The 10,458-nt window shown below is 73.1% G+C and carries 11 protein-coding genes; all 11 read left to right on the top strand.

Annotation, left to right across the window (positions count from 1 at the left end; all coding sequences use genetic code 11):
• A partial coding sequence (locus DVH02_RS36235; RefSeq protein WP_233518331.1) for a carbon monoxide dehydrogenase occupies nucleotides 1-692 on the top strand: 692 nt, incomplete at its 5' end.
• A 9-nt stretch (nucleotides 693-701) separates the two neighbouring features.
• Entirely contained in the window at nucleotides 702-1,511 is an 810-nt protein-coding gene (locus tag DVH02_RS19605) for an aldose epimerase family protein (RefSeq protein ID WP_114625130.1), read from the top strand.
• 53 nt (nucleotides 1,512-1,564) lie between these two features.
• A complete protein-coding gene (gene pyrE, locus DVH02_RS19610; protein WP_114625136.1) occupies nucleotides 1,565-2,104 on the top strand; it encodes an orotate phosphoribosyltransferase in 540 nt (179 codons plus the stop codon).
• A 198-nt stretch (nucleotides 2,105-2,302) separates the two neighbouring features.
• Nucleotides 2,303-3,334, top strand: a complete 1,032-nt coding sequence (fbaA, locus tag DVH02_RS19615) for a class II fructose-bisphosphate aldolase (protein ID WP_114625131.1) — start codon at nucleotides 2,303-2,305, stop codon at nucleotides 3,332-3,334.
• Nucleotides 3,335-3,447: 113 nt separating this feature from the next.
• Complete coding sequence (locus tag DVH02_RS19620) at nucleotides 3,448-5,127, top strand: MFS transporter (RefSeq protein ID WP_114625132.1); 1,680 nt, start codon at nucleotides 3,448-3,450, stop codon at nucleotides 5,125-5,127.
• Nucleotides 5,128-5,318: 191 nt separating this feature from the next.
• Nucleotides 5,319-5,732, top strand: coding sequence for a DUF3151 domain-containing protein (locus DVH02_RS19625; RefSeq protein WP_114625133.1), 414 nt, complete (start codon nucleotides 5,319-5,321; stop codon nucleotides 5,730-5,732).
• A gap of 119 nt (nucleotides 5,733-5,851) precedes the next feature.
• Complete coding sequence (locus DVH02_RS19630; protein ID WP_199566345.1) at nucleotides 5,852-6,733, top strand: DUF3152 domain-containing protein; 882 nt, start codon at nucleotides 5,852-5,854, stop codon at nucleotides 6,731-6,733.
• 127 nt (nucleotides 6,734-6,860) lie between these two features.
• Nucleotides 6,861-7,706: a tryptophan 2,3-dioxygenase family protein gene (locus DVH02_RS19635; protein ID WP_114625134.1), complete on the top strand. Its 846-nt coding sequence runs from the start codon at nucleotides 6,861-6,863 to the stop codon at nucleotides 7,704-7,706.
• 175 nt (nucleotides 7,707-7,881) lie between these two features.
• Complete coding sequence (gene kynU, locus DVH02_RS19640; protein ID WP_114625138.1) at nucleotides 7,882-9,090, top strand: kynureninase; 1,209 nt, start codon at nucleotides 7,882-7,884, stop codon at nucleotides 9,088-9,090.
• A 166-nt stretch (nucleotides 9,091-9,256) separates the two neighbouring features.
• Nucleotides 9,257-10,159: an alpha/beta hydrolase family protein gene (locus DVH02_RS19645; RefSeq protein WP_114625135.1), complete on the top strand. Its 903-nt coding sequence runs from the start codon at nucleotides 9,257-9,259 to the stop codon at nucleotides 10,157-10,159.
• A gap of 13 nt (nucleotides 10,160-10,172) precedes the next feature.
• Nucleotides 10,173-10,458, top strand: a 286-nt coding sequence (locus DVH02_RS36240) for a hypothetical protein (protein ID WP_233518332.1), incomplete at its 3' end; no start/stop codon positions are given.

Raw genomic sequence — 10,458 nt, forward strand, 5'->3', positions numbered from 1 at the left:
CCCCCGGCGCGCGTCCCGCCGCTGAAGGCGACCGTCGCACCGGGGGCGGCGGGACGCGCGCCGAGGGGCGGCTGGCGGAGCTGCCCGCCGAGGCCCGTACGGCCGCCGCGCGCCGACTGCTGGACCGGTTCGCCGCGGCGCTGGCCGAGGAATCCGTACCGGGAGAACAGCCCGAGCCCGACGGCCCCGAGCCCGCCGACACCCCGAAGGGCGACGACACCCCGAAGGGCGACGCGCTCTCCTCGAACCCCTCGCCCCCTTCGAACCCTGCGACCCCTTCGGACTCCGCGGCCCCCTCGAATCCCACGACTCCCACGAGCCCCTCGGACCCGGACGGTCTCGAAGAGTTCGAGGCGATCGAGGCGATCGAGGAGATCGAGATCCCCGACATCCCCGATGTACCGGACATCCCCGAAGCCCCCGAGAGCGAGACCGTGTACAGCACCGGGGAGTTCCACCTCCTCGGCGGCCCCCTCGACGAACCGCCCGCCGAGGCCGCTCACGCACGGCGCACCATGATCGGGCGCAGCGCCGAGGAGGTCGACCACGCGCCGCCGCGTGGCCGCTACGCGCCCGTGCCCGCGCCCGACACCGTCGGCGGCGGGGCCACGCTGCGCTGGATCGCGCCCGCCGCCGCACTCGCGCTCGCCTCCGCCGTGGTGGTCGGCCGGGTTCTGCGGCGGCGCAAGTAGTGTCGGGGTGTGAGTGACAGCGAAGAGAGCAACAGCGAAGCGGGCATCCGACTGACGGCGGGCGACGCCGAGTTGACCATCACCCCGGCCAACGGCTGCCGGATCGCCGGTCTGCGCGTCGGCGGGACCGAACTGCTGCGCCAGGGCGAGCGGTACGGCTGTTTCCCGATGGTGCCGTGGTGCGGGCGGACCGGGAACGGGCAGTTCCGCAACGGCGCGGTGTCGCATCAGATGCCGCTCAACTCCCCGCCGCACGCCATCCACGGCACCGGCCGCGACACGGCCTGGCACACGGTGAGCGCGGGCGACAGCACGGCGACGTTCTCGTACGAGCTGACCGAACCCTGGCCGTACAGCGGTCTGGTCACCCAGACCTTCGAGCTGACCGCGGACTCCCTGACCCTCGGGCTGGGGGTGGAGACGCACGAGACGTCGTTCCCGGCGCAGGCGGGCTGGCACCCGTGGTTCCTGCGCAACCTCGGCGGCAGCGACGCCGAGATCGGCTTCTCCCCCGCGTGGCAGGAGGAGCGCGGCGGCGACCATCTGCCGACCGGCCGGCGTATCGAGCCGCTCCCCGGACCGTGGGACGACTGTTTCGGGATGCCCGACGGGGTGGATGTGACCCTCACCTGGCCGGAGCAGCTGGAGTTGAAGGTCGCGAGCCGCGCCGAGTGGGTGGTGGTCTACGACGAGCAGGCCGAGGCGATCTGCGTGGAACCGCAGTCGGGGCCACCGAACGGCCTCAACAGCGCGCCCCGGCTGGTCACCCCGCTGGAGCCGCTGGAGATGGGTACGACCTGGAGCTGGCGGCGGCTCTGAGTGGCTGCTGAGAGCGGCGGCTCCCTCGTGCACCAGGTCGTAAGCTCATGGCCATGACTGACGTACGGGCTGAGCTGCTCCAGCTGATCAAGGACAAGGCCGTGGTGCACGGCAAGGTGACCCTCTCCTCGGGGCGTGAGGCCGACTGGTACATCGACCTGCGCCGCATCACCCTGGACGGCCACGCCGCACCGCTGGTCGGTCAGGTCATGCTCGACGCCACCGCCGATCTGGACTTCGACTGCGTCGGCGGGCTCACGCTCGGCGCCGACCCGGTCGCCACGTCGATGCTGCACGCCTCCGCCGCGCGCGGGCAGCGGCTCGACGCGTTCGTCGTCCGCAAGGCGCAGAAGGCGCACGGGCTGCAGCGCCGCATCGAGGGCACGGACGTCAAGGGCCGCCGCTGCCTGGTGGTCGAGGACACCTCGACCACGGGCGGCTCGCCGCTGACCGCCGTCGAGGCGGTACGGGAGGCGGGCGGCGAGGTCGTCGCCGTCGCGGTGATCGTCGAGCGGGGCGCCGCCCCGGCCGTCGCCGAGGCGGGGCTGCCGTACCTGAACGTCTACGCCCTCGACGAGCTGGGTCTCGAATGACGGCTCCGGCGCCGCTTCTGAGCTTCTGAGCTGGGGCTTCCACTGTGCCGTCGGCCGTTTCACGTGAAACGGCCGGGACCACCGCGGAGCCCGTCGAGGAGTCTGGAAAGATGGGGGAGACGATGACGTCGCCCCCAGGGGATGGCCCCTAGGTCAGGGACAAGCACCTCACACCCGCACATCACAAGGAGCGGCTCGATGCCCATCGCAACCCCAGATGTCTACAACGAGATGCTTGACCGGGCCAAGGCGGGCAAGTTCGCCTACCCGGCCATCAATGTCACCTCGTCCCAGACCCTGCACGCCGCGCTGCGCGGCTTCGCGGAGGCCGAGAGCGACGGCATCATCCAGATGTCCACCGGTGGTGCGGAGTTCCTGGGTGGCCAGTACAGCAAGGACATGGTGACCGGCGCGGTCGCCCTGGCCGAGTTCGCGCACATCGTCGCCGCCAAGTACGACATCACCGTCGCGCTGCACACCGACCACTGTCCCAAGGACAAGCTCGACGGCTACGTCCGTCCGCTGCTCGACATCTCCGCCGAGCGCGTGCAGGCGGGCCGTAACCCGCTCTTCCAGTCGCACATGTGGGACGGTTCCGCCGAGACCCTGGCCGACAACCTTGCCATCGGTGAGGAACTGCTCGCCAAGGCCGCCGCCGCGAAGATCATCCTTGAGGTCGAGATCACTCCGACCGGTGGCGAGGAGGACGGCGTCACGCACGAGATCAACGACGAGCTGTACACGACCGTCGACGACGCGCTGCGCACCGCCGAGGCGCTCGGCCTGGGCGAGAAGGGCCGCTACCTGCTGGCCGCCTCCTTCGGCAACGTGCACGGCGTCTACAAGCCGGGCAACGTCGTGCTCCGCCCCGAGCTGCTCAAGGACCTCCAGGAGGGCGTCGGCTCGAAGTACGGCAAGCCCGCAGGCAGCCAGCCCTTCGACTTCGTCTTCCACGGCGGCTCCGGCTCCACGGCCGAGGAGATCGCCACGGCGCTGGAGAACGGCGTCGTGAAGATGAACCTCGACACCGACACCCAGTACGCCTTCACCCGGCCCGTCGTGGACCACGTGTTCCGCAACTACGACGGCGTACTGAAGGTCGACGGCGAGGTCGGCTCGAAGAAGACGTACGACCCGCGCACCTGGGGCAAGCTCGCCGAGGCGGGCATGGCCAAGCGTGTCACCGAGGCGTGCGCCGCGCTGCGCTCCACCGGCACGAAGATCAAGTAGTTCGGCTTCCGGCCGTCTCCCGGGCCCGGCGTCCCTCGCGGACGCCGGGCCCGAGCCGTTTCCGGCCGGTTCGCGGGGTCGCCGCCCGCGCGCCCGGCGGGGATGATCCCCGTATGGACATCAGGCTGTCCTCGGCCAAGGGGCGCTGGGTCATTCTGACGACGGTCCTCGGGTCGAGCATGGCGATGCTCGACTCCACCGTCGTCAATGTCGCGCTGCCGCACATCGGGGCGTCGCTCAACGCGGATCTGGCGGTCCTCCAGTGGACCGTCAACGCCTACATGCTCACGCTCGCCGGGCTGATCCTGCTCGGTGGCTCGCTCGGCGACCGGTACGGGCGGCGCCGGGTGTTCGTGCTCGGGGTGGTGTGGTTCGCGCTCGGGTCGCTGCTGTGCGGCATCGCGCCCAACGCCGGGGTGCTGATCATCGCCCGCGCCTTGCAGGGTGTGGGCGGGGCGCTGCTGGTGCCCGGGTCGCTCGCGATCATCCAGGCGAGCTTCCACCCGGAGGACCGGGCGCGGGCCGTCGGACTGTGGTCGGGGCTCGGCGGGGTGGGGGCGGCGATCGGGCCGTTCCTCGGCGGCTGGCTGGTGGACGGGCCCGGCTGGCGCTGGGTGTTCCTGATCAATGTGCCGCTGGCGGCGGTCTGCGTGCCGGTGGCGCTGCGGCACGTGCCGGAGACCAGGGATCCGGCGGCGCACGGCCGGTTCGACATGCTGGGGGCGGCGCTCGGCGCGGCGACGCTGGCGCTGATCACGTACGCGCTGATCGGCAGGGCGATCTGGGCGGGCCCGGCGGGTGTGCTGGTCGCGGCGGTGTTCGTACGGGTGGAGCGGCGGCGGTCCGATCCGATGCTGCCGCTGTCCATCTTCCGGTCCCGGCTGTTCACGGCGGTCAACGCGGTGACGCTGTGCGTGTACGCGGCGTTCGGCGGCTTCTTCTTCCTCACCACGCTGCAACTCCAGGTGGTGGCCGGGTATTCGGCGCTGCGCGCGGGCGCCGCACTGCTGCCGACCACGGTGCTGATGCTGCTGCTCTCCGCCCGCTCCGGCGCGCTGGCGGAGCGGATCGGGCCGCGTATCCCGCTGACCGTGGGGCCGCTGCTGTGTGCGGCGGGCATGCTGCTGATGCTGCGGGTGGGGGAGCACGCGGCGTACCTGACGGATGTGCTCCCCGCGCTGGTGGTGATGGGGATGGGCATGGTCTCCCTGGTCGCCCCGCTGACCGCGACCGTGCTGGGCTCCGTGGACACCGCGCGCGCCGGACTGGCCAGCGGCATCAACAACGCCGCCGCGCGTGCGGCCGGTCTGCTCGCGGTGGCCGCGCTGCCGCTGCTGGCGGGCATGGGCCCGGAGGCGTACCGCTCGGCGACCGAGTTCGGGCACACCTTCCGGCGTGCGATGCCGATGTGCGCGGGGGTGCTGGTGCTGGGGGCGCTGATCGCCTGGTCGACGGTGCGTACGCCGCGTCCGGCGGCCGGGCCGGTGGAGGCGGGTGCGGGTGCGGGTGCGGAGCGGATCGTGGGCGCGGGCGCGGGAGCCGTGGAGGCGGGTGCGGGTGCCGGTTCCGGTTCCGGTTCCGGGGTGGTGGCGGAGGCGGAGGGCCGACGGCCCGAGTGCCGGGTCAACTGCGGGCTGGCCGCGCCGCCGCTGGAGCCGCGAGCCGTCGGAGGCACGGGATTCGGAGCGGCCGGGGGACCGGGGCCGGATACGGGGACGGATCCCGGCCCTGGCCCTGGCCCTGGCCCTGGCCCCGGCCCCGGACCCGGACCCGGCGGAGGCGCCGGGCGCTGAGGCTCTGCCTCCGGCGCGGCCGAGGCGTGGCGTGAACGGCGGCGCGATCGCCCTCGGCCATCCCTCTGCCTCGGGCCCGGCCGAGGCGCGGGTGAGGCATGGGTGAGGCGCGGGTGACGCTTGGCCGAGGCATGGGCGGCCGTGCCGGTCCGGCGTGCCGGTCCGGGGGCCGGGCAAGGCAGACTGTCACCATGGCCATCCACGAAGACCTCCTGGGGGGACCGCCCCCCACCCACCTGCCCGACGACCCGGAGCCGCGTGAGCTGCTCGCCAACGGCACGCCGCCCGCCGAAGTCGCCGCGAAGTACCCGACCTCCTCGCTCGCCTGGGCGCAGCTCGCCGACGGCGCGTTCGAGAACGGCCAGGTCGTCGAGTCGTACGCGTACGCCAGGACCGGCTACCACCGCGGCCTCGACTCGCTGCGCCGCAGCGGGTGGAAGGGACACGGTCCCGTGCCGTGGGAGCACGAGCCGAACCGCGGCTTCCTGCGCGCCCTGCACGCCCTCGCCCGCGCCGCGCAGTCGATCGGCGAGCAGGCGGAGTACGAGCGCTGCTCGACGTTCCTGCGTGACTCCTCGGCGCTGGCGGCCGACACCCTCGGCTGAGTGATCTCGCGAGTTCACCGGCTCGCGCGCGGAACCATTCGAAGGCCCCGCCCGTCTGTCCAGGGCGCGGGCCTTCGTCTGTTCGATCGCACGCTTATTCGAGCAAGGAGATTTCCGCTGTGGGCAAGCGTGCCTTCGTCCGCCGAGTCCGCCGATCGCGTCGTGGCCGCTCGCTCGCGCCGCTGGCCCTCACCGGGCTCGTCCTGGCCGTCGTGGTCGTCGGCGGCGGAGCGGCCATAGCCTCCTGGCGCGGCGACGGGGACGGCGCGGGCGCCGTCTCCGGACCGTCCGCCGCCCCGGAGACCTCCCTGCCCCCGTCCGCCTCCACGGACGCGGACGCGGACGACGGCCAGAACGCGGACGCGGACGACGGCCAGGATGCGGACGCGGACGCGGATGCCGAGAAGCCCGCGCCCTCCGGCACGCCCCGCGTCCCGGAGACGGGACCCGGGACCTTCACCACCGCACGGGCCAACGGCAAGAAGACCGGCTCGGGACCGCTGCGCCGCTACAGCGTGCAGGTCGAGGACGGCATCGACGTGTCCGCCGCCGACGCCGCCGCCGAGATCCAGCGGATCCTGGCCCACCCGCGCGGCTGGGCCGCCCACGGCAGGGGCTCTTTCCAGCTGGTCTCGGAGAGCGAGGGCGCGGATTTCATCATCCGGATCGGCACCCCCGCGACCGCCGACAAGCTCTGTCTGGCCCAGGGACTCGACACCCACCGCGAGCTGAACTGTGAGACGTCGGAGGGCGTCGTGGTCAATCTGCGCCGCTGGGTGGAGGGGTCGCCGACCTTCGAGGGGCCGCCCTCCGAGTACCGGCACCTGATCATCAACCACGAGGTCGGGCACGAGATAGGCATACGTCAGCACATGGGCTGCGGTGGCCGCGGCAAGCTCGCGCCGGTGATGATGCAGCAGATCAAGGGGCTCGACGGCTGCCGGTCCAACGCGTGGCCGTACGACGAGGACGGCACGTTCATCGAGGGTCCGGTGAGCTGACCGAGTCCCCACCCGTCCCCTGACCCTCTTCTTGCGGTCGTCCTATGATGCGAGGAGGGGACCGGGGCTCCGTAGCCACACGGAAAGGGGCGGACCGCTACCCGGCAGCAATATCGAGGAGACAGAGATGTCGCACGCCCCCGATGTTCCCGGAGCCGGTTCGGACGCCCCGAACCTCGACTTCGCCGGGACCACCCCGTACGAGGACTACGTCCAGGCCGACGTCCTCACCCATTTGCAGCAGCTGCGCTCCGACGACCCCGGCGAGATGGTCTTCCTCGTCACCACCCAGGTCATGGAGCTGTGGTTCACGGTCATCGTCCACGAGTGGGAGACCGCGTCGCGCGCGCTGCGCGAGGACCGGATCCCCCTGGCCATGGACGCCCTCAAGCGCTCCGCGGACGAGCTGGTGGCGCTCAACGCCTCCTGGCGCCCGCTGGGCCGGCTGACCCCTGGGCAGTTCAACGCGTACCGCGGCGCCCTCGGCGAGGGCTCCGGCTTCCAGTCGGCGATGTACCGGCGGATGGAGTTCCTGCTCGGCGACAAGTCCGCGTCGATGCTCGTACCGCACCGGGGCGCGCCGCGCGTCCACGCCGAGCTGGAGAAGGCGCTCCAGGAGCCGAGCCTGTACGACGAGGTGCTGCGGCTGCTCGCCCGGCGCGGACTGCCGGTGCCGCGGTCGGTCCTCGACCGCGACCCGGCCCGGCGCCACGAGCCGTCGCCCGAGGTCGAGGAGGTCTGGGCCGCGATCTACGCCGATCCCGACCGGTACGCCGAACTCGTGCGGCTGGGCGAGGCGTTGACGGACGTGGGCGAGCTGATGTGGCGCTGGCGCAACGACCATCTGGTGGCGACCAGGCGCGCGATGGGCTCCAAGACCGGTACGGGCGGCTCCGCCGGAGTCGCGTGGCTGGAGAAGCGCGCCACGAAGAGCGTGTTCCCCGAGCTGTGGACGGCGCGCAGCAATGTCTGAGCGGCAGGTCGAGCCCGAGCGGCAGGTCGAGCCCGCGCGGCTGGAGGTGCCTGAGCGGCACGAGGTGCCCGAGCGGCAGGGGGCGCCCGAGCGGCAGGAGGTGCCCGCGAGGCAGGAGGCGCCCGCGCGGCAGGAGGAGAACGGGAACGTGGAGGCTGGGACCGTGGACCGTGCGATGGCCGGGCGCGCCGCCGCTCTCGACGCCGCCGACGAACTGGCCGCGCTGCGCGACCTGTTCGTACTCGACGAGGAAACCACCTATCTGGATGGAAACTCGCTGGGCGCGCTGCCCCGCCATGTTCCCGACCGGGTGCGGGATGTGATCACCCGGCAGTGGGGCCGACTCCGGATCCGCTCCTGGACCGAGGGCGGCTGGTGGACCGCGCCCGAGCGGATCGGCGACCGGATCGCGCCGCTCGTCGGCGCCGGTCCCGGCCGGATCGTGGTGGGCGACTCCACCAGCGTCAACATCTTCAAGGCGCTGGTGGGCGCCGTGCGGCTGCTCGATCCCGCTGATCCGGCGCGCGACGAGATCCTGGTGGACGCCACGACCTTTCCCACGGACGGGTACATCGCCGCGTCGGCGGCCAGGATGACCGGGCTGCCGGTCGTCCCCGTGGACCCGGACCTGCTGCTCGGGTCGCTCGGGCCGCGTACCGCCGTGGTGCTCCTCAACCACGTCGACTTCCGTACGGGACGCCTCCACGACCTGCCCGCGATCACCGCCGCCGCCCACGAGGCCGGCGCGCTCGTCGTCTGGGATCTGTGCCACAGCGCGGGCGCCCTGCCGGTGGGGCTGGACGCGCACGGCGTGGACCTCGCGGTGGGGTGCACGTACAAGTACCTGAACGGCGGGCCCGGTGCGCCCGCCTTCCTCTACGTCGCCGAGCGCCACCAGCCGCGCTTCGACTCCCCGCTGCCGGGCTGGAACTCGCACGCCGACCCGTTCGCGATGGACGGGGAGTACGCACCGGCGGACGGCGCGGTACGCGGCCGGGTCGGCACCCCCGACATCCTCTCCATGCTCGCGCTGGAGGCGGCCCTCGACGTCTGGGACGGCGTACGGCTCGACGCGGTACGGGAGAAGAGCCTCGCCCTCACCGACTTCTTCCTGGAGTGCGTGGAGGCGTACGCGCCGAAGGGGCGCGTCGACTCGCTGACGCCCGCCGCGCACGCCGAGCGCGGCAGCCAGGTCGCGCTGCGGTGCGCGCGGGCACCGGCCGTGATGGAGGCGCTCATCGCGCGCGGAATCGTCGGGGACCTGCGCAGGCCGGATGTGCTGCGCTTCGGCTTCACCCCTCTGTACACCGGGTTCGCCGACGCGGAACGCGCGGCGTGGGTGCTCGGCGCGGTGCTGCGAGAGGTGCCGCCGGGGCCCGTGTGACGGGTGTGACCTGGGTGGTGCGAGGTGCGGCGGACGGACGGCCGGGGCTCCGGGGCGGTGGCCGGGGCACCTGCCCGGCCGCCGACGGGTGATCGACCCCCGTCAGGGCTGATAGCGTCCCGCTGATCAGGTCAATTGGGCCCCCGCACCGAAAGGTTGGAGCAAGATGCCGGACCCCGCCGCGCACGATGCCGTTGCTCGTGACGCCGCAGAGACCGAATCGGTCTTCGCCCATCCGGCCGTCCGGCCCGACGCGACCGCCGCCTACGGTGAACACCCTGATCAGGTGATCGACTTCTACGCCCCCCGGGGCAACCAGGAGCGCGTACCGCTCGTGGTCGTCCTGCACGGCGGCGCCTGGCGCGCCCCGTACGACCGCGCGCACATCACGCCGTTCGCGGATTTCCTGGCGCGGCGCGGTTTCGCCGTCGCCAACGTCGAGTACCGGCGCGGCCCGGCGATCCCGCAGCAGGGCGGCGGTGAAGGGGCTCCGGCCCCGGTCCCGGTGGCGGGGCGGTGGCCCGACACGTTCGACGACGTCGCGACGGCGCTCGACGCGCTCCCCGGGCTGGTGGCCGACGCGCTGCCGCAGGCCGACGCCCGGCGGACCGTGGTGACCGGCCACTCCGCAGGCGGCCATCTCGCGCTCTGGGCGGCGGCCCGCCATGTGCTGCCGCTGGGCTCGCCCTGGCGGCTGGACCGGCCACCGGAGCTGCGCGGGGTCGTGGCGCTCGCGCCGATCGCGGATCTGGCGCGCGCCGCCGAGCTGGGGGTGTGCGGCGGGGCCGTCCTGGAGCTGCTGGGCGGCCAGGCGGAGTTCAAGCAGCGCAGGGAGAGCGCGGACCCGGCCGCGCTGCTGCCGACGGGCATCGCGACGGCCGTGGTCCAGGGCCGTACGGACCTCACCGTGCCGCAGGAGGTCGCGGAGGCGTTCGTGGACGCGGCGGCGCTGGCCGGCGAGATGGTGGGCCTGACGCTCCTGGAGGAGGTCGGCCACTTCCCGCTGATCGACCCGGCGGCGGACGCGTGCGCGGTGGTGGCGGAGGAGATCGCCCAGCTGGCGTGGTGACGCGGCGGGGGCGGTGAGCCGGGCCGGGGACTGCGCCGACGGGCCTGACCAGCGTCAGCAGCAGCGGGGCGACCGGCAGCAGCTCGCGCAGATCGCGGTTGCTGAGGCCGACGGTGAACATGATCAGCGCCGGGCCCAGGATCAGGGCGTGCGGCGCCCAGCGCACGAACTGGCGTATCTGCCGGGGCAACTGGCGGCTGACGCGACCGTCCGTACGCATGGGCGGGAGCGGGCGGTAGGCGAAGGCGTCGTGGAAGAGATCCCGGCGCAGGCCGCTGAGCGCGCCCGTGGCCAAGCGG

The organism is Streptomyces corynorhini, assembly GCF_003346515.1.
Taxonomy (GTDB): Bacteria; Actinomycetota; Actinomycetes; order Streptomycetales; family Streptomycetaceae; genus Streptomyces; species Streptomyces corynorhini.